Origin of the sequence: Eggerthella sp. AM16-19 (assembly GCF_003474385.1) — a bacterium.
GTDB lineage: Bacteria > Actinomycetota > Coriobacteriia > Coriobacteriales > Eggerthellaceae > Senegalimassilia.
This window is the reverse complement of the sequence record NZ_QUCY01000004.1, coordinates 13,368-32,169: the sequence shown is the minus strand read 5'-3', so window position 1 is coordinate 32,169 and position 18,802 is coordinate 13,368. Positions and strand designations below refer to the sequence as shown.

The window sequence follows — 18,802 nt, the reverse complement described above, 5'->3', positions numbered from 1 at the left end:
GGCCCGGAACCTTTGTTCCGGGCCCGACTCGTCGAATGCGCGTTTGCGTGTGTCAGCGCCCTATCTGCAGAAACGTCCGGCTGCGGACAGCAGCGCCTGCATATCAAGCGGTTTCGCCAGGTGCGCGTTCATCCCGGCGGCCTTCGATTTCTTGCGATCCTCGTCGAAGGCGTTGGCCGTCATGGCGATGATGGGCACGGTGGACGCGTCGGGGTGGTCGAGCGCGCGTATGGCGCGGGTGGCCTCGTAGCCGTCCATGACGGGCATCATCAAGTCCATCAAGATCAGCGAGATCGTGCCCGGCTTCGAGCTTGTGAACATCCGGACTGCTTCCTTGCCGTTCCATGCTTTGACCACGGCGGCGCCGGCGTGGTCCAGGTAGAACTCGGCGATCTCCATGTTCAGGTCGTTATCCTCGACCAGCAGCACGCGCTTGCCGGAAAGGGAGCCCTCGGCTTGCGGGGCGGCCTGAGCGCATTCAGGCTTCGCCGCTACGTTGCCGTTTATCTTGAACGGCAACGTGAAGGTTATCTCCGTTCCGACATCGGGCGTGCTTTGCACGCTGATGGTGCCGCCCATGGCGTCGATGAGCGTTTTCACGATGGACATGCCCAAGCCGGTGCCCTGGTAGCGGGTGCGTGCGCTGTTTTGCTCTTGCGTGAACGGCTTGAAAAGGTGCTCGGACACGAACTCCTCGCTCATGCCGACGCCGGTGTCGGCGATCTTGAACTCGAACAGCGCCGTACAGCCGTTGCATGAAAGCTCGGTGATATACGTGTCAACCCTCCCGCCGGGCTTGTTGTACTTGATGGCGTTGCTGAACAGGTTGAGCATGATCTGGCGCAACCGCAGGTCGCTGCCGATGAGCTGGCTGTGCTTCACGTTTTTGCAGAATCGTTCGTGGGAGATGCCGCTTTCCAGTATCTGGGCGGCAACGAGCGATTCCACGTCATCGGCCAATTCCAGAAGGTCGAACTCGTCCTGCTCGAGCACCGCCTGCCCGGAGCCGAGCTTGCTCATATCGAGCACGTCGTTGACCAGGTCGAGCAGGTGGTTCGCCGATATCTGGATCTTGTCCAGGCATTGGCGGGTTTTCGCGGGGTCCTGCTCGCTTGCTCCGATGATGTCGAGCATGCCTAATATGCCGTTGATGGGCGTGCGGAAGTCGTGGCTCATGCGGTTCATGAACTCGGTTTTCGCCTTGCTCTCGGAGTCGGCGGTTTGCAGCGCCTGCTCAAGACGGTGTTTTTCCGCTTGTTCCCGCTCATGGAACGCCGAGGTGTTCTTGATCAGCACGATGCCGCGCACAACGGGAAGCTCATCTTGGGTGTCGATGTGGTATTGCGAATCTTGCGACATGAGCACGACCTTTTGCGACCATTGCGGTTTGCCGTCCGATCTTGTTTCGCAGAATTCGATGGTCACCTCGTTCGCGCCGCCTTTGAAACGCGCAAGCAGCTTCTCCGAGGAATCTGCGAGCCGGTAGCTTTCCAGCGTGCCCTCGGTGACGGATCCGACATGTTCGCGGCAAAAGGCCGTATAGGAGCAAGGTAGTTGCATGTCCGGATCGGCCAAGCCCCCGTCGGGCGCGAAGAACACCTGCTCAAGCCGATCGTTGGTCAGGTCGACCGAATATGCCGCCTGCGCAGAATCGAGCAGTGCGTCCACGTAGCCGCCGCCGTTCTCGAGGATGGATTGCCTGAGCTGGTCGTAGTAGCGGGAGAGCTGCTGCTTCTCGCTTGCCGATCCGTCGGAGAACGGCTCGAGGGCGACCACGAAGTGATGGAGCGCCCCTTCCTTGCTATCGTCTAGGTGCAGCACGGTGACGCGGCCGCGCCATGCCGGGCTTTGCAAGATCAGCTCGATAGGTCCGCTTTGCGGGGTAAGGCGTTCGCGAAGCGTTTCCAGCTGCAGTGCGCGGCGCACCTCGGGCCGTTGCTCTTCGCAAGTCAGCGAGCATGCGATGTGCTCGACGGCGCCCGAGTAGTTGCCGCTGTCGGCTAGAAACATATTCGATGATGTGCGCAGGATGCGGTATTGGTCGAGCTTGGCGTCGCAGTATATGCAGTTGGAGAAGTGGAAGCCAAGACGGGAAACGCGCTTCAAGATGCGCTCGTTTTGCCGTTGGCGCGCCACCGCCTCGGCAAGGCGTGCGTTGTTCTTGTCTATGTACATGTTTTTGTCCGCTTGGCGGAACAGCTCGCGCATGGTGGGGGATTCGAATTCGCTGGACAGGGCGTAGCCGGCGGCATAGCTGATGGGCATATCGGGATGGGCCTGGGAATACTCATCTGCGTTGCGCCTTATCCGGTCGAGCAGCGCCGCGGCCTGTGCGGCATCGGCGCCGCGCAGCACCGCCAGGAACTCGTCGCCGCCATAGCGGCCGGTGAAGCATAGGGGGTTTTGCACTTTCGCCAGCTGCAGCGCGAAAGAGCGGATGTATTCATCGCCCTTTTCGTGCCCAAGGTTGTTGTTGATGGTGCGAAGGTTGTTCAGGTCGAACACGAACACGGCCAAGGGGCTTTCGGGGCCGATGGGCCCGGGCTGCGACAAGATCTCCTCGCACTTGTTCTTGTTGAGAAGGCCCGTCGCCTCGTCAAGGTACACCTTGCGCTGCAGCTGCCTGCTCAGGGCCGCGGTGCGCAGCGCGCGGACGATCTCGATGGCGAACAACACCAGCAGGCCTACGATGTCGGCTACGACAATGCTTTCCAGGCGGTCGAGCGCGGTGGCCTTCTCTTGCGAGTAGTCCTCCGCCAGCTTGGTGGCTTGGTCGCAGACCTGGAAGAAATCCTCGCTTTTCGCGATGATATCGGTGTTCTGGTAGCCGGTTTCGCGCACTTGCGCGATCTCGTCGCGCAAGTCGTAGAAGTACTCGGAGAGCTCGGTCATCTTCGCCTGATAGGCATCGTCGTCAAGACGCACCAAATCAAGGTCATCGCTTCCGTAGCGCAGGCCGTCGATGTAGGAATCCACCGCCTCGATCAGCTTATCCTGCGCAAGCCCCGCGTCCTCCATCTTCACGATGCGCTGCGTGGTGCCGCGCACCAATCCGGCATAGTTCACCACGCGAGCGGTGCCTTGGATGTCGGCAACCAGCGACATAATGTCGAAGAACAGGAAGATGAGCACGACGGTGAGCGCCGTCATGAGGACGCGCGAGATTCGGCTGCCTTTGCTGATGGTGCGCGTGTTCATCCTAAGCCTTTGCGATACGGGGAAGCTGATACGAGTCAACGACGATTCTATCATGGGGTCGCTTCGGGCGACCGTTGCGTAGGTTTAGAAAGTCAGAGCGGTGCCGTTTTCGAAACAAGCATTGTGCCAAGCGTTATCCCGCGTCAAAACAAGTTGGGCCCGGAACCATCGTTCCCGGGCCCAACGTATCGGGTTCGGTTACGTGCGTTGGCCGCTTATTCGCCCCAGACGCGCTCGGCGACCCGTCGCACCAGCGCGATCTTGGCCCACTGGTCATCCTCGGTGAGCACGTTGCCCTCTTCGGTGGAGGAGAAGCCGCACTGCGTGGACAGGCGCAGCTGCTCGAGCGGAACGTATTGCGCTGCCTCATGGATGCGCGCGATTACGTCGTCCTCGTTTTCCAGCTCGGGGAACTTGGACGTGACCAGGCCCAATACCACCTTCTGGTCGCGGATATGCGCCAGCGGGGCGAAATCGCCGGAGCGGTCGGAATCGTACTCCAGGAAGAAGCCGTCGTAGTTCGCCCCGCCGAAGAGCACCTCGGCCACCGGCTCGTATCCGCCGGAGGAGAACCACGTGGAGCGGAAGTTGCCGCGGCAGATGTGCGTGGTGATGGTCATGTCTTCGGGCTTGGCCTCAAGGATGCGGTTGATCACGTCCACGTAGTCCTTCGCCACCTGGTTGACGTCGATTCCCTCGGCGGCATACGCCTCGCGCTTAGCCGGGTCGCAGAACTCGCCCCAGCTGGTGTCATCGAACTGCAGGTAGCGGCAGCCCAGGTCGTAGAAGGCGCGCACGGCATCGCGGTACACCTCCACGATGTCGTCGAAGAGCACCGACTCATCGGCATAGCGCTCGATGGGGCGGTACGTGGCCTTGCCGCGCACGCAGGGGATGAGGTGCAGCATGGAGGGTGCGGGGATGGTCAGCTTCACCGGATAGTCGCCGGCGATGTCGCGCAGCTTGGCGAAATGGGCCAGGAACGGGTGGTCGCCGAAGGCGATCTTGTCGCGGAACACCAGCTGGGCGCCCTTGGGCTTGGGGCCCTTGAACTCTACCGACCACGTTTCGGCATCGACGTGCTCGACGTTTTGCAGGCCCTCCAGGAAGTCGAGGTGCCACATGGCGCGGCGGAACTCGCCGTCGGTGACGGCCTTCAGGCCCGCCTGTTTCTCCTTTTCCACCAGGTCTGCGATGGCAGCGTCCTCGGCGGCGGTCAGTTGCTCGCGGGTGATGGTTCCGGCGGCGAAATCGGCGCGCGCCCGCTTGAGGGCCTCGGGGCGCAGGAAGCTGCCGACGATGTCATATGCGTAGGGAGGGTTGGTGATGGCCATGGGTGGCGTCCTTTCATCGCTTGTGTTGCGAGGGAAAGGATGCCACAGGCCCGCGTGATAGAAAACTATCGGTTTGATAGGGTTATGTATAGCTAAAAGGAATGGAAGCGGGCTGCGGCTTGGCGCGCGTCGTCGGGCGCCGGCAGGCGGCGCCCGACGACGCGCCTTGCGGTTTGCGCTGCCGCTTGGCCGTGCCGCGCAGTGGGGCCGGCGGTATGGGGGCGCCCCTGCGCCTTGCCCTTATTCGCCGGCTTCGCGCTGGTATTCGTTGACGTACTCCTGCAGCAGCTGCAGGTAGCGCTCGGCGACAGAGGACAGCGGCCGGTCGGCGCGTTTGACGTATCCCAGCTCCATATGCTCGGGGCTTTCGAGCGGGATGGACATGATCTGGCTGCCATTGAGGTCCTCGGAAAGGATGCCGCTTGAGATGGTGTAGCCGTCAAGGCCGATGATCAGGTTGAACAGCGTCGCGCGATCGGTTACCACGATGCTCTTGTCCACGGCCTCGGCGATATGCAGCTCCTCGGCATAGTACAGCGAGTTGCGAATGCCCTGGTCATAGCTCAGGCGCGGGTAGGGCGCCAGGTCGGCAAGGGTGACGCGCTCAAGGTGCGCCAGCGGGCTGTTGCGGCTGACGAATACGTGCGGCTTCGCACGGAACAGCGGCACGAAGTGCAGGTCGGCCGACTTCACCACGTTCGAGATGACGCTTTCGTTGAAGTCGCAGCGGTATAGCACGCCCAGCTCGCTGCGCTGCACCCGCACGTCGTCGATAATGCCGGCGGTGGACGTCTCGCGCAGCGAGAATTCGTAGCGGTTGCGGTCGTATTCGCGCACGAGCGAGACGAACGCGTTCACCACGAAGGCGTAATGCTGGGTGGAGATGCCGAACACGCGGCGGATGCGGTCGGCGCCCTTATATTCGCCTTCCAAAAGATCGGCCTGCTCGATGACTTGGCGGGCACGAGAGAGGAAGCGCATGCCCTCTTCGGTGGGGACGACGCCGGTGCGCGAGCGCGTGAAGATGGTGATGTCCATTTCGCGTTCAAGCTCCGACACCGCTTTGGAAAGGCTGGGCTGCGCGACGAAGAGCTTCTCTGCCGCCGCGGTGAGCGACCCGGATTCGGCTACCTGGATGACGTATCTGAGCTGTTGAAGTTTCATGGGCCGTATTCTAGCAGGAAGGGAAGGGGACCGGTAGGATATAGCCGGGTCGATCCGCGCCGCGGCGGTGTTGCGCAAGGATCGGCCGCGGCGTTGCGGACGGGGCGCCGCCGTTGCGTTGCGCGCAGGCTTACCGTCGTGCCATGCGCGGGCGTTCACCGCCAGTTTGTCGCGACGCCGCGAGCGAGTGTTCGCCGCCGCGTTGCAATCGGGGTTTAGCGGGCGTTTCCCTATACGGTTGGTATGCGGAAATTGCGCGGCGCTTGCGGGTTTGGCGCATGATACGCGTATCATGGAAGCGTTTTTCAGGCACTATCGCGGCCCTGCGCCGCCGCATCGGGAAAGGAAGCGAAATGACTCGCATCGGCATTTTGGGATACGGAAACCTTGGACGTGGCGTTGAGCTGGCCATTCGCCAGAACGACGACATGGAGCTCGCGGCGGTGTACACGCGCCGCGACCCCGCAAGCGTGAGCATCGCCACCGAGGGCGTGCCCGTTCGCTCCGTGGCCGACCTGGAAACCGGCAACGAGGACATCGACGTGCTCATCCTGTGCGGCGGCAGCGCCACCGACCTTCCCGAGCAGACGCCGAAGTACGCGGCGCTGTACAACGTGGTGGACTCGTTCGACACGCACGCCAACATCCCCGCGCATTTCGCGAACGTTGACGCGGCTGCCCGTAACGCCGGTACCTGCGCGCTCATCTCCTGCGGCTGGGACCCGGGCCTGTTCTCGCTGAACCGCCTGTACGCCAACTGCATCCTGCCGCAGGGCGCGGACTACACGTTTTGGGGCCGCGGCGTGTCCCAGGGGCACTCCGACGCGCTGCGCCGCATCCCCGGCGTGGCCGATGCGCGCCAATACACCATCCCCGTGCCCTCCTCGCTCGATGCGGTGCGCGCCGGCGGCAACCCGCAGCTGACCACGCGCCAGAAGCACACGCGCGAGTGCTGGGTGGTGCTTGAGGAGGGCGCCGACGCCCAGGCCGTGGAGAAGCAGATCGTCGAGATGCCGAACTACTTCGACGAGTACGACGTCACGGTGAACTTCATCAGCCAGGAAGAGCTCGATCGCGACCACGCGGGCCTGCCGCACGGCGGCTTCGTCATCCGCACGGGCACCACGGCCGGCGGCAACGATTGCCGTATCGAGTACTCGCTCGACCTGGGCTCCAACCCTGAGTTCACCGCCTGCGTGCTGGTGTCCTACGCTCGCGCGGTCGCGCGCTTGGCCTTCGAGGGCGCGAAGGGCTGCAAGACTGTGTTCGACATCGCGCCCGCTTACCTCTCGTCCGTAAGCGGCGAGGAGCTGCGCGCCCACATGCTGTAAGGGCGCGGTTCCTAGAACTAAGTCAGCGCGCGGGCGGGCATGTAGGCGGGGGCGTTGCCGAACGGGCAGCGCTCCCGCTTTGCGTTTGGGGCCGCCATGGGCGTGCCTGAAAATGTCACGTACGTGTAAATTACTCCATACCTTCTTCAAAAAAACGCGCCAGGGTGCTATTTTTTTGCAGTTTCCGTCCTTTGGAAGGGGGATGTGCATGGTAGATGAGAAGCCGGAGGCGGTAGAGCAGCCTCAGGAGAAGGATTGCTCGGCCGCTGCTTCGGAGGAAACCTCCGGTAACGCAAAGTCGCTCGGCGTTTTCTCGTTCGAGGGCGATATGTCGCTGGCGCAGGCCATTCCGCTGGGCCTGCAGCACGTGCTGGCGATGTTCGTGGGCAACCTGACGCCGCTTTTGATCGTCACGGGCGCGTGCGGCCTGGCGGGTGCGGAGTTCGCGGACGTGCAGCTGGTGCTGCTGCAAAACGCCATGTGGATCGCTGGCGTGGTGACTTTGGTCCAGCTGTTCGGCGTCGGCCCCATCGGCGGCAGGGTGCCCATCATCATGGGCACGTCCTCGGGCTTCATCGGCGTGTTCAACTCCGTGGCGGCATCCATGGGCGGCGGCCTGTTGGCCTACGGCGCCATCATGGGTGCTTCCATCATCGGCGGCCTGTTCGAGGCCGTGCTTGGCTTTTTCCTCAAGCCCCTGCGCCGGTTCTTCCCGGCCGTGGTCACGGGCACGGTGGTGCTCTCCATCGGCTTGAGCTTGATCAGCGTCGGCGTGAACACCTTCGGCGGCGGCGCCAGCGCCAAGGACTTCGGCTCGTTTGAGAACCTGTGCCTGGCGCTTGTCGTGCTGGTGGTCATTTTGGCGGTCAAGCACGCGACCACCGGGTTTTTGAGCGCATCCTCCATTTTGGTCGGCATCATCGTCGGCTATATCGCGGCGGGCATCATGGGCATGGTCCTGCCCACCACCGGTGTCGACGCGAACGGCGTCGAATATACGAAGGCATGGGTTTTGAACTGGGATAAGGTTGCCGCGGCGGCATGGTTCGCCGTGCCCAACCCGCTGCCAGTGGCGCCCGTGTTCGACATGCGCGCTATCGCCCCCGTGCTCGTGATGTTCGTGGTCACCGCCGTCGAGACCGTCGGCGACATCTCCGGCGTCACGCAGGGCGGCATGAACCGCGAGGCCACCGACAAGGAGCTTTCCGGCGGCGTGATCTGCGACGGCTTGGGCTCCACCGCGGCGGCCCTGTTCGGCGTGTTGCCGAACACCTCGTTCAGCCAGAACGTCGGCCTGGTCACCATGACGAAGATGGTCAACCGCAAGGCCCTGGCCTGCGGCGCGGTGTTCCTGATCTTGTGCGGTTTGTGCCCGAAGCTGGGCGCGGTGGTCTCCATCATGCCGCAGTCCGTTCTGGGCGGCGCGGCCGTCATCATGTTCGCCTCCATCGTGGTCAGCGGCATCCAGCTGATCACGCGCGAGCCTTTGACCCCGCGCAATCTGAGCATCGTATCGGTGGCCTTGGGCCTGGGCTACGGCATCGGCGCCAACCCGGCGGTTTTGGCAGGCGCTCCCCAGATGGTTAGCCTGATCTTCGGCGGCTCCGGCATCGTTGCCGCGGCGGCCATGGCCATCATCTTGAACATCGTGCTCCCCAAGGATAAGGAAATTACCCAAAGCGACGCAGACGTATAGCCTTTCGCGACGCATATATGATGAGAATGCCCGGTAGGTCTGCGCGACTTACCGGGCATTTCAGGCTTTCAGGGGCTTTGCGGGCGGGTTAGCCCGCCTTGGGGTGATGTGCGGCTTTACGGTCGGCGTGCTGGCACGCCCGATGGCTCGTCCGGCCATCCGGTTACGTCGTTGCCGCCTATGGAGGCAGCTCGGCATTGCTTCATATGCGCCTGCAGCGCTTCCAGGTCCTGCACGGTGTCCACGTCGAACAGCTCCCATTCGCTGGCGGCTTTCACACAGCGCACGCGCTGCGCATGGGCTTTGGCCACGAAGCCGCCTCCCTTGCCCGGCGGCAACGCGCGCAGCTCGTCGAATGCCCAAGCTGGGAACAGCACCGGTGCGCCTTGCGTGCCCTGGAAGCCGACGCGCCAGATGAATTCGGGGTGCGCCTCGGCGCTGCGAAGCAAGGCGGCAAGGGTGTTCGCGCTGATGAGCGGCTGGTCTGCCTGGATGAACGTGACCGTATCGCACGCGTCCATGGCCTGCATCCCCAGGCGCACGGTGTCGCTTCTGAGCGGTTCGTCGTGCACGATGGCTTCCACGCCCAGGGTGCGGCACAGCTTCGCCACGTCCTCGTGGCGCGTGACCGCCACGCATTTCGCGAACAACCCGTCGCAGGCGCTGATCGCGTGGGCGATGAGCGGCGCGCCGTCAAGGTTCGCCATAAGCTTGTTCGACCCGAAGCGCGTGCCCAGGCCCGATGCCATGATGATGCAGCCATGCACGGCGTTCGGGGTTTCAACGGGGTTGGTCATGGTCGGTTCGCCTTTGCAGATTCGATGGTCGGTCGGTTGGGTTCGGTATGCGGGGCTTTCGAAGGATTCCCCGGCCACAGTATAATATGTACGTTTCTATAAACCTCAAGCAACGGGGTGCACCATTATTACCTTTCAGAAATATGTTCGCCCGCAAAGCCTGCAAGAGGCTTGGGAGCTGAACCAGAAGAAGCGCAATCGCGTGGTGGCCGGCATGATGTGGCTGAAGATGGGCAACCATTCCCTTGGCACCGCCATCGACCTGTGCGATCTGGGCTTGGACACCATCGAGGAGACCGACGAGGAGTTCCGCATCGGCGCCATGGTCACCTTGCGTCAGATGGAAACCCACGCCGGCCTTGACGCCTATTCCCGCGGCGCCATCAAGGCGGCGTTCCAAGATATCGTGGGCGTGCAGTTCCGCAACGGCGCCACGCTCGGCGGTAGCCTGTGGCGCCGCATGGGCTTCTCCGACATCGTCACGGCGTTTCTTGCCATGGACAGCTACGTCGAGCTGCACGAAGGCAGCGTCGTGCCCCTGGAGCGGTTCGTGAACACGCCCTACGACAAGGACATCCTGGTGCGCCTTATCGTCAAGAAGCGCCCCGGCGCGTTCGCGTACCAGGCCGTGCGGAAGCAGCGCACCGACCTCCCCACGCTCAACTGCATGGCGGCGAAGCTGGGCGGCGAATACCGCGTGACGGTGGGCGCTCGCCCGGGTCGTGCCGTGCTTCTGCGCGATGACCAGGGCATCCTTGCCGACGGCATCACCGAGGCAAGCGCCGCGGCGTTCACCGAGCATGCCGTGGGAGGCATCCGCGTTTCCGGGAACATGTGGGGCAGCGCCGAGTACCGCCGCGCGCTCGCGCCCGTGCTCGTGCGCCGCGCCCTGCTTGCGTTAGGGGAGGTGCGCTAGATGGAAGTCAAGATCAAGCTGAACGGCAAAACGGTGGTTGACGACATTCCCGCCGACATGCTGCTCATCGATTTCGTGCGCGCCCACGGGTGCAAAAGCGTCAAACGCGGCTGCGAGACGTCCGCGTGCGGCCTGTGCACGGTGATGCTCGACGACGTGCCCGTGCTGTCCTGCTCCACGTTGGCCGCCCGCGCCGACGGTCGCAGCGTCTGCACGTTGGAGGGCCTGCAGGCCGAGACGTCGGAGTTCGTGGGTTTCATCGCCGACCAGGGCGCCGAGCAGTGCGGTTTCTGTAACCCCGGCTTCGTGATGAATACCATCGCGCTGCTGCGCGAGAACCCCGATCCCACCGACGATGAGATCCTGGCGTATCTGAGCGGCAACCTGTGCCGTTGCTCGGGCTACGTGGGGCAGCTGCGCGGCATCCGCGCCTTCCTGGACGAAAAGCACGGCAAGGAGGTCGAGCGTGGATAAGCCCGAATACCGCTCCGTAGGCAAGTCGGTCCGCAAGAAGGACTCGCTGCAGCTTCTGCTGGGAAAGCCCGTCTACACCGAGGATATCGCGCCCGACGCGCTGGTGGTCAAGCTCCTGCGGAGCCTCCACGCCAACGCCATGGTGAAGACCATCGACGCATCTAAGGCGAAGAAGGTGCCTGGTGTGGTCGACGTGTACACCTGGGAGGACGTGCCCGACCAACGCTTCTCCAACGCCGGTCAGACCTATCCTGAAACCAGCCCCTATGACCGCCTGATCATCGATCGGCACGTGCGTTTCGTGGGCGACGTGGTGGCAATCGTGGCAGCCGAGAACGAGAAAGCCGCCCAAACGGCCCTTTCGCGCATCAAGGTGGAGTACGACGTGCTGGAGCCTGTCCTGGATTTCCGCACCGCTAAGGACAACCCTGTGCTGGTGCACCCCGAGGACAACTGGCATATGCTGTGCGACCTGGGCGGCGACAACGCGCGCAACCTGGTGGGCACCACCTCCGACGCCGGCGGCGACATCGAGGCGGTGCTGGCCGATTGCGATGTGGTGCTGGAGCGCACCTACCACACGAAGGCGTACAACCAGGCCATGATGGAGACGTTCCGCACGTTCACCCAGCTGGACCGCTACGGCAGGCTGCACGTGATCTCGTCCACGCAGATCGTCTACCACGTCCGCCGCATCCTGTCGCACGCGCTCGGCATCCCGAAAAGCCGCATCCGCGTGGAGAAGCCGCGCATCGGCGGCGGCTTCGGCGCGAAGCAGACGGCGGTAAGCGAGGTGTATCCCGCGTTCGTCACCATGAAGACGGGGCGTCCGGCCCTGTGCGTGTTCTCGCGCAAGGAATCGCAAACCTGCGGGTCACCGCGCCATGAGATGGAGATCAAGATCCGCCTGGGTGCGAACAACGACGGCCGCATCCGCGCGCTTGGGGTGGTCACGCTGTCGAACTCGGGCGCCTACGGCGAGCACGGCTGGGCCACGGTCGGCCTGACCGGCCACAAGTCCATTCCGCTCTACACCGGCTCGCTCGAGGCGTTCAAGTTCGACGCCAACGTGGTGTACACGAACATGCAGCCATCGGGCGCATACCGCGGCTTCGGCGCCACGCAGGGCCAGTTCGCCGTGGAGAGCGCCGTCAACGAGCTGGCAGCGAAGCTGGGTCGCGACCCGGTGGAGCTGCGCGAGCAGAACATGGTGCGCGAGGGCATGGCCATGCCCGCCTACTTCGGCGAGGTGGCAAACGCCTGCGCCCTGGACCGCTGCATGCAGCACTGCAGCGATATGTTCGGCTGGAAGGATAAGTTCCCCGTGCGCGACATGGGCAACGGCAAGGTGCGCGCCGCCGGCGTTGCCATGTCCATGCAGGGTTCGGGCATCTCCGGCATCGACGTGGGCTCGGTCACCGTCAAGCTCAACGACGACGGGGGATACATGTTGCTCATCGCCGCGGCCGACATGGGCACGGGCTGCGACACCATCCTGGCCCAGATGGTCGCCGAGCATATGGAATGCCCCGTGGATGCCGTGAGCGTGTTCGGAGCCGACACCGATGCGTCCCCGTATGATTCAGGTTCCTACGCTTCTTCCACCACCTATGTCACGGGCATGGCGGTGGAGAAGGCGTGCACGCAGCTCAAGGAGCGCCTGTGCGCCATCGCCGCCGAGGAGCTCGGCTGCGATGCGGCCGAGCTGCGCTTCGAGGGCGGATGCGTTCGCCACGAGGCCACGGGGCGCACGGTCTCGCTGCCCGAGATCGCCGCGAAAAGCCAGTGCAACTGCCGTCTTGCCCCGGAGGCAACCGCCCAGCATTCCTCGCCGGTGTCCCCGCCGCCGTACATGGTGGGCATGGTCGAGATCGAGCTCGACCGCGAGACCGGCGTGGTAGAGGTGCTCGACTACGCCGCCGTGGTCGATTGCGGCATCCCCATCAACCCGGCGCTCGCGCGCATCCAGGTGGAAGGCGGCATCGTGCAGGGCATCGGGCATACGCTCATGGAGGACGTCACGCGCACGCCCAAGGGAGCCATCCGCGAATCGAGCCTGTTCACGTACCGGTTGCCCACCCGTCTGGACACGGGCCGCATCAACGTGGAGTTCGAGCATTCCTACGAGCCCACGGGCCCGTTCGGCGCGAAGTCCATCGGCGAGATCGTCATCAACACGCCGGGTCCCGCGCTGGCGCAGGCCATCTACCGGGCAACGGGCGTGTGGCATCGCGAGCTGCCCATCCTTCCCGAGCACATCTTGCTGGCGAAACCTGAGGAGTAGGCATCCTAAGCAGCTTGCTACATATTCAGCGTGGGCTTACGGCCATCATCGGCGGTGGCGGCAAGTCCACGCTTTTGCGCGCCTTGGCCGAGGAGCTGTCGCGCGATGCGCGCGTGGTCGTGGCCACCAGCACGAAGATGCACGTGCCCGATTGGTGCCCCGTGGTGCTTGGCGCGTCGCCCGACGATGTGCAGGCGGCGCTTTTGGAGGCCCCCATCGTGTGCGCGGGCTCCATTCATCTACCCACAGACAAGCTGGCCGAGCCGCGGGCGGCGTTTTTCGACCTGGTATGTTTGGCGGACTATGTGCTGGTGGAGGCGGACGGGGCGAAGAAGCTCCCGCTGAAGGCGCATGCCGAGCACGAGCCGGTCATCCCCGCGTGCGCCGGGCGGACGGTGTGCGTGGTCGGGGTCGACGGCCTAGGCGCCCCCGTTTCGCAGACGTGCCACCGGCCGCAAATCTTCGCGCAGCTGGCCGGCGTTTCCGTCGACGATGCGGTCACGCCCGAGGCGTTGGCGGCGGTGCTTTGCGCCGAGGCGCTTCATGACGTGGTTTTGATCAACAAGGTGGAGACCGCCGCCGACTGGCAGGCGGCGCGGCGCATCGCGGCGCTGTGCGATACGCCGGTGGTGGCGGGAAGCCTTTGGAGGGACGATCTTCGATGCTTGCGGTGATCCGCGGCGCCGGCGATATCGCCAGCGCCATCGCGCTGCGCCTTGTGCGATGCGGCGCTTCCGTGCTTATGACCGAGATAGGGCAGCCTTTGACGGTCCGTCGCACCGTTGCCTTCAGCGAAGCCGTTCGTATGGGGAAAGCCCAGGTGGAAGGCGTGACGGCCGTGCGTGCCCGTGATGCGTCCCATGCCTTGGATCTGCTTTCCGGCGAAGGCGTCGTCCCTGTTTTGGTGGACCCCGTGTGCGCATGCGTCAAGGACGTGGCGCCCGACGCGGTGGTCGATGCCGTGCTGGCCAAGCGCAACCTGGGCACTACCATGGATATGGCGCCCATCGTCGTCGGGGTCGGCCCGGGATTCACCGCAGGCGTGGATTGCCATGCCGTGGTGGAGACCATGCGCGGGCATACCCTGGGCCGAGCGTATTACGAGGGGTCGGCGTTGCCGAACACCGCGGTGCCTGGTTTGGTGGGCGGCTTCGCCGGCGAACGCGTGCTGCGCGCCCCCTGCGATGGCGAATTCCGCGGCGTTGCGACCATAGGCGACCATGTTGAGGAAGGCCAGGTTGTGGCGTATGCGGGGGATGTCCCCGTGGTTGCCACGCTCACGGGCGTTTTGCGCGGCCTGATAGCCGATGGGGTGCAGGTTCGCCAGGGTTTGAAGTGCGGCGATGTTGATCCACGCGACCAGAGCGGCTATTGCGGGCTGGTCTCGGACAAAGGCCTGGCGGTTGCGGGCGGCGTGCTTGAGGCTATCCTTCATGTAGGTGGAACGTTTTCGGCCCGATAGGGCGTGAGGTGGGAAGATGCGCAAGATCGCAGAGCATATCGCAGGCGCTTGCCGTGCGGGCGAGCCGTTGGTGCTGGTCGCGGTGGCGGAAAGCAAGGACTCCACGCCGCGCAAAGCGGGAACGCTCATGTTGGTGTCCGCCGATGGGCTGGTGTGCGGCACCATCGGCGGCGGCGCCCTTGAAGCGCATGGCATAGCCTGCGCGCGTCGTCTGCTGGGAGGCAAGGCGCACCGTTTCGAGAGCATGGGCCTTGAGGAGCGCCTGGGCATGGTCTGCGGCGGAAGCGCAAGCTTGCTCTACGTTCCGATATGCGGCGGCAGCGCAGCGTGGGCCAAGGTCGCCAGCGAGCTGTTGCGCTGTTTCGAGCAACGTGCGCCGGCGTATCTGGCGTTAAGCTGCTGTGATGAGCTGCCACGATCTGGCGAAGGCGTCGCGTTGCTCGACGCCGATGGGGCCTTGCTCGCAGGCGACGGCTCCGCGCCGGGCGATCGGGTTCGCGGCCAGAAGGAGCGCTGCATCGCGGACGGTTGGCTTATGCTGCCCGTTCCCTTGCCGGTCCGCGCCGTGGTGTTCGGCGGCGGGCATGTGGGCAGCGCCACCGTTTCGGCCCTGTCGCGCGTGGGGTTTTCCTGCACGCTGTTCGACTGCCGTCCTGAGTTCGCGAACGCCGGCAAATCCCACGGCGCGCAGCAGGTGGTCGTGGGGGACTACAGCGCTATCGCTGCCTCCTTGACCCTTGACGAGCGTGATTACGTCCTCATCATGACGCACAGCCATCGGCACGATTTCGCCGTGCTGGAGCAGGTGCTCCACCAGCCGTTGGCATATGTGGGGTTCATGGGCTCGCGACGCAAGGTCGCCACGGCGCGCGAGCGCATGCTGGAGGCGGGGATTCCCGGGTCGGCGCTTGATGCTGTGCACATGCCCATAGGGTTGGACATCAAGGCCGAAACGCCCGAGGAGATAGCCGTCAGCATAGCGGCCGAGTGCATCCTGCACCGAGCGACGCGCTAAGCCGCGCCATCGGGAGATGGCGTCGGGCGCGAAGGCGCATCAGGGTGCTCCGGCCATGGCGGCGGATCGATCACCGTCATGTCAAGGCGAAGCGTTTGGGCGATAAGCGTTGCAAGCTCGTCGTCGGTGATGTCGGGCTTGGCCTTCATCATCCCCGCTAACCCGAATATGAGCAGGCCGAACGTCTCAGGGATCAGCTGGATTTCGATGGTCCGGTACGCCATGTACTCGGACACGATGTAGTTCTGGATGCATGCCACCACCTCGCGGACGGCCTGCGTGGCGAAGCGGTCGCGCAGGCCGAGCTCCTCGAGCACGGAAAACATCGGGCGAGGGTCGCCCGATGCCGTGTAGAGCGCGCGTCGTAGCATGGATACGCAGTTTTTCAGCTCCGAGGGCGTCTCGCCGAATGCGCGCAGCTCGTTCCAGGTGGACACGCTTTCGACCAGATCCTCAAGATAATCCTCGATCACGGCGTCGGTGACGGCCTGCTTGTCGGGGAAGTAATAGTATAGAAGGCTGCGCGCCACGCCGGCCTTGCGGGCGATGGCGGCCATGCTGGTGGCGGCGACCCCTTCGGTTTCGTAAAGCTCGCGCGCCGCCAGCATGATGTCGCCGGCGGTGCCTTCAAGCCGCGCGCTTTGCCTAACCTGCCGCGTGACGGGGTGCGGCAGGTCAGGATCGAATCCGGGTAACGGCTTGCTGTCCAGTGCAGACACGGGGCTCCTTCGCATGTTGGGAAGCCGCCGCGCTGCGTGCGCTAAGGCGCGGTTCGCTGTAGATCAGCGGTTTTCCTCGACGACCTCTCGATAGCTCTTCGTGTCATTATAGAGCTCGTCCTTAAGCGGGTTAAGGCGCCGTGCGCGGATTCGGCGTAGCTGGTAGGCGGCAAGGGCCACATTGGCGATGAGCGCCACCAGACTGACGGCGAAGAACGCGTTCGGGTTGTGGGTCGTGGGAATCTCGGCGAACGTGTAGAACTGCGGGAGCGCCATGGCGAACATGGCGTACAGCGCCAGCGTCTGCGCACGATGCTGCAGCCATGCGCCGCGTTTCGTGAAGAACGTCGGGACGGTGCAGGCGATCAGCAGGGCCAGGCCCGTGTAGGTGGAGTGGTCGGACATGCAGTTGTAGGTGTAGGCGAAGTTCCACAGGTCGTAGGCGATGATCCACATCCACAGCATGTCGGGCCAGATCATGTCGCGCGACTTGTCCCTCGAGATGAAGATGCCGAACCAGCCGCAGATGGTGACGATGTTCAGGATGCCGGCGATCGCGTTCATGATGTTCCAAGGGCCGGAGATCATCCAGACGTGGTCGACGATGGCGCCGCCCCACAGGCCGTACGTGAACATCTGCACGTCGCGCACCACGGCTTCGGCGATGTTGATGGCCAGGATGAGCGGAGGGAAGCATAGTGCCCATCGTTTCTCATACAGATGGTGCTCCTTGCCGTCCGCGCCGCGCCATTTCACGAACCGCAGCGCCATGAATCCGATGCATCCCGCCAAGGCGGAATAGGTTTTAGCCCAGTTGAACCAGTTGCCCGTTCCGTATTCGTTGCCGGGCGCCGCGGTGTGGGGCCAGACGAATATGGTGAACACGATCGGGGCCACGATGAACAGCGCCACGCCGCCCCAGACGCTCGTGCGGCCGAACTCGTTGAATGCCATGAGGGCGAACACGACGAACAGCCAGATCGCCCAGATCATAGGGTCGGATGCTTGATATAGGATGCCCATGGGATCCTCCTTGGGTTGAACGGCGCGCCGCCGCGGTTGCCCGTATCGTGCGGCGGCGCGAAGGTCGTAAGCGTTACGGGCGCTCCACCATGGTTTTGACGCGGCCTTTCTCGTCCCATGCGGCCACGTAGCCGAACTCCTCAAGGTTGGCCAGCGCTGCCTCGCGTTGGCCTTCGGGAACGTCGATGCTCTCGAGGTACACCCTGCGGAAGCGCGGGTTGTCGATGTAGAGCTCCTGCTTGAAGGGGTTGCGCTTCTTGCCGAAAATCGTGTAGGCCTGGTAAATGAACAAGCTCGCGTTGAAGATGAGCGCGATGACCGAGATGGTCATGTGAGCTGCGGGGTTGTTGGTGGAATGGACCACGAACGCCGGATGCAGGAAGAACCAGGGGATGGTCATGGTGACGATCATGTTCACGGCAAGCGTGCGGACGCGGTGCTGTGCGTAGGCTCCGCGCTTGATGAAGAACGCCGGGATGGTGCAGGCTGCCAGAAGCACCAGGCCGCAGTACATGGAGCGGTCGGAGACGCTGTTGTAGGTGTAGGCGAAGTTCCACAGGTCGTAGCCGATGATCCAGAACCACAGCTGATCGGGCCAGACGTAGTCCTTCTTCTTGCCGCGGCTGACGATGATGCCGAAGAAGCCGCAGATGCAGATGGCATTCAAGATGCCGGCTATGCCGTTCATGACGTTCCACGGGCCGCCGACCACCATGTAGCCGTCGACGATGCCGTTGACGCCCGTGAGCTGGAAGTCGCGGATGCATGCCTCAAGGATGTTGATGGCGAAGATGATGGGCGGTATGCAGACGATGTACTTCTTCTGGAAGGCGGGGAAGTAGACGATCAGCCAGCCCAAGATCGCTCCGGCTAAGCACGAGTAGGTTTTCACCCACTGGAACCAGGTGCCGGCGCCCGTGCCTTCGACCGCGGTATGGGGCCAAACGAAGACGGTCAGAACGACCGGCAGCGCGATGAATATGACCGCGCCTACCCATTTGTTCAGGCGCGACAGCTCGTTCATGCCGATCAGAAATGCCAGGTACAGCAAAACGCTCACGCATGCCGTCGCCGATAGCGGCTCGTAGAAAAACATGGCGGATCCCTCCTCCTTGTATGCCTGCGGGCCGTCCGGGGCGCCGTTCGGCTATCTTGCGACGGCGTTCATCCGGCTCGGTCCGCTCCCTTCGGCGAGAGTGTAGCAAGGGCTTTTTCCGTTGGCTTGACGGTTTGCCCTTGATTCGTCAAGGAGAGGCTCGGCGGCAAGCGGCTGTTTTTCGCCGGGAAACGCGGTTGACGGAACGGTAACGGTTGGAAAAAACTTTGCCGAAAAGGGCATCGAACGGTATGCGAAATCAACAGGGTTTCGCTGGAAAATACGCGCCGAAA

At 63.7% G+C, this 18,802-nt stretch carries 15 protein-coding genes; 8 read left to right on the top strand and 7 right to left on the bottom strand.

Annotation, left to right across the window (positions count from 1 at the left end; translation table 11 throughout):
- Window positions 1–60 precede the first annotated feature (60 nt).
- The 3 genes from DW178_RS02635 to DW178_RS02625 all read right to left on the bottom strand — a co-directional run bounded on the left by DW178_RS02635 (window position 61) and on the right by DW178_RS02625 (window position 5,696).
- Window positions 61–3,198 (bottom strand): ATP-binding protein, encoded by a 3,138-nt coding sequence (locus tag DW178_RS02635; protein WP_118349568.1) that lies wholly within the window; start codon window positions 3,196–3,198, stop codon window positions 61–63.
- 215 nt (window positions 3,199–3,413) lie between these two features.
- Entirely contained in the window at window positions 3,414–4,532 is a 1,119-nt protein-coding gene (locus DW178_RS02630; RefSeq protein ID WP_118349567.1) for a 5-methyltetrahydropteroyltriglutamate--homocysteine S-methyltransferase, read from the bottom strand.
- A 240-nt stretch (window positions 4,533–4,772) separates the two neighbouring features.
- On the bottom strand, window positions 4,773–5,696 hold the full coding sequence (locus DW178_RS02625; RefSeq protein ID WP_118349566.1) for a LysR family transcriptional regulator: 924 nt from the start codon (window positions 5,694–5,696) through the stop codon (window positions 4,773–4,775).
- A 353-nt stretch (window positions 5,697–6,049) separates the two neighbouring features.
- Here DW178_RS02625 and DW178_RS02620 point away from each other — a divergent pair, with 353 nt between their 5' ends.
- Window positions 6,050–7,027, top strand: a complete 978-nt coding sequence (locus DW178_RS02620) for a diaminopimelate dehydrogenase (RefSeq protein WP_118349565.1) — start codon at window positions 6,050–6,052, stop codon at window positions 7,025–7,027.
- Window positions 7,028–7,235: 208 nt separating this feature from the next.
- Window positions 7,236–8,723, top strand: coding sequence for a uracil-xanthine permease family protein (locus DW178_RS02615; RefSeq protein WP_118349564.1), 1,488 nt, complete (start codon window positions 7,236–7,238; stop codon window positions 8,721–8,723).
- 116 nt (window positions 8,724–8,839) lie between these two features.
- On the opposite strand, the gene DW178_RS02610 is transcribed toward DW178_RS02615, so the two are convergent.
- Entirely contained in the window at window positions 8,840–9,520 is a 681-nt protein-coding gene (locus tag DW178_RS02610) for a nucleotidyltransferase family protein (RefSeq protein WP_118349563.1), read from the bottom strand.
- Window positions 9,521–9,644: 124 nt separating this feature from the next.
- Between DW178_RS02610 and DW178_RS02605 the strand changes: the two genes are divergently transcribed.
- Genes DW178_RS02605 through DW178_RS02580 form a run of 6 tightly spaced genes read left to right on the top strand, consistent with a single transcriptional unit; the run spans window position 9,645 to window position 15,671 of the window.
- The gene (locus tag DW178_RS02605; RefSeq protein ID WP_118349562.1) at window positions 9,645–10,436 is read left to right on the top strand and encodes an FAD binding domain-containing protein; all 792 of its coding nucleotides are present in this window, start codon (window positions 9,645–9,647) and stop codon (window positions 10,434–10,436) included.
- Window positions 10,437–10,910 (top strand): (2Fe-2S)-binding protein, encoded by a 474-nt coding sequence (locus tag DW178_RS02600; RefSeq protein ID WP_118349561.1) that lies wholly within the window; start codon window positions 10,437–10,439, stop codon window positions 10,908–10,910.
- Window positions 10,903–13,194, top strand: coding sequence for a xanthine dehydrogenase family protein molybdopterin-binding subunit (locus tag DW178_RS02595; RefSeq protein ID WP_118349560.1), 2,292 nt, complete (start codon window positions 10,903–10,905; stop codon window positions 13,192–13,194). The genes DW178_RS02600 and DW178_RS02595 overlap by 8 nt, the downstream gene beginning before the upstream one ends.
- Before the next feature lie 14 nt (window positions 13,195–13,208).
- Complete coding sequence (yqeC, locus tag DW178_RS02590) at window positions 13,209–13,868, top strand: selenium cofactor biosynthesis protein YqeC (RefSeq protein ID WP_158573999.1); 660 nt, start codon at window positions 13,209–13,211, stop codon at window positions 13,866–13,868.
- Complete coding sequence (gene yqeB / locus DW178_RS02585; RefSeq protein WP_118349558.1) at window positions 13,856–14,656, top strand: selenium-dependent molybdenum cofactor biosynthesis protein YqeB; 801 nt, start codon at window positions 13,856–13,858, stop codon at window positions 14,654–14,656. The genes yqeC and yqeB overlap by 13 nt, the downstream gene beginning before the upstream one ends.
- A 16-nt stretch (window positions 14,657–14,672) precedes the next feature.
- Window positions 14,673–15,671 carry an XdhC family protein gene (locus DW178_RS02580; RefSeq protein ID WP_118349557.1) on the top strand — a complete coding sequence of 333 codons (999 nt, stop codon included), beginning with the start codon at window positions 14,673–14,675 and terminating at the stop codon, window positions 15,669–15,671.
- On the opposite strand, the gene DW178_RS02575 is transcribed toward DW178_RS02580, so the two are convergent.
- From DW178_RS02575 to DW178_RS02565, 3 genes are all read right to left on the bottom strand, one after another.
- Window positions 15,668–16,390 carry a TetR/AcrR family transcriptional regulator gene (locus DW178_RS02575; RefSeq protein WP_286168474.1) on the bottom strand — a complete coding sequence of 241 codons (723 nt, stop codon included), beginning with the start codon at window positions 16,388–16,390 and terminating at the stop codon, window positions 15,668–15,670. The two genes, DW178_RS02580 and DW178_RS02575, sit on opposite strands and share 4 nt — an antisense overlap.
- Window positions 16,391–16,453: 63 nt before the next feature.
- Window positions 16,454–17,413 carry a DUF5692 family protein gene (locus DW178_RS02570; RefSeq protein WP_118349555.1) on the bottom strand — a complete coding sequence of 320 codons (960 nt, stop codon included), beginning with the start codon at window positions 17,411–17,413 and terminating at the stop codon, window positions 16,454–16,456.
- A 73-nt stretch (window positions 17,414–17,486) separates the two neighbouring features.
- Entirely contained in the window at window positions 17,487–18,509 is a 1,023-nt protein-coding gene (locus tag DW178_RS02565; protein ID WP_118349554.1) for a DUF5692 family protein, read from the bottom strand.
- Window positions 18,510–18,802 lie beyond the last annotated feature (293 nt).

What these genes read in the sequence shown, in the direction of transcription:
- DW178_RS02635 (WP_118349568.1), bottom strand. Translation starts at nt 3,198, where the DNA reads ATGAACACGCGCACCATCAGCAAAGGCAGCCGAATCTCGCGCGTCCTC.
- DW178_RS02630 (WP_118349567.1), bottom strand. Translation starts at nt 4,532, where the DNA reads ATGGCCATCACCAACCCTCCCTACGCATATGACATCGTCGGCAGCTTC.
- DW178_RS02625 (WP_118349566.1), bottom strand. Translation starts at nt 5,696, where the DNA reads ATGAAACTTCAACAGCTCAGATACGTCATCCAGGTAGCCGAATCCGGG.
- DW178_RS02620 (WP_118349565.1), top strand. Translation starts at nt 6,050, where the DNA reads ATGACTCGCATCGGCATTTTGGGATACGGAAACCTTGGACGTGGCGTT.
- DW178_RS02615 (WP_118349564.1), top strand. Translation starts at nt 7,236, where the DNA reads ATGGTAGATGAGAAGCCGGAGGCGGTAGAGCAGCCTCAGGAGAAGGAT.
- DW178_RS02610 (WP_118349563.1), bottom strand. Translation starts at nt 9,520, where the DNA reads ATGACCAACCCCGTTGAAACCCCGAACGCCGTGCATGGCTGCATCATC.
- DW178_RS02600 (WP_118349561.1), top strand. Translation starts at nt 10,437, where the DNA reads ATGGAAGTCAAGATCAAGCTGAACGGCAAAACGGTGGTTGACGACATT.
- yqeB (WP_118349558.1), top strand. Translation starts at nt 13,856, where the DNA reads ATGCTTGCGGTGATCCGCGGCGCCGGCGATATCGCCAGCGCCATCGCG.
- DW178_RS02580 (WP_118349557.1), top strand. Translation starts at nt 14,673, where the DNA reads ATGCGCAAGATCGCAGAGCATATCGCAGGCGCTTGCCGTGCGGGCGAG.
- DW178_RS02570 (WP_118349555.1), bottom strand. Translation starts at nt 17,413, where the DNA reads ATGGGCATCCTATATCAAGCATCCGACCCTATGATCTGGGCGATCTGG.
- DW178_RS02565 (WP_118349554.1), bottom strand. Translation starts at nt 18,509, where the DNA reads ATGTTTTTCTACGAGCCGCTATCGGCGACGGCATGCGTGAGCGTTTTG.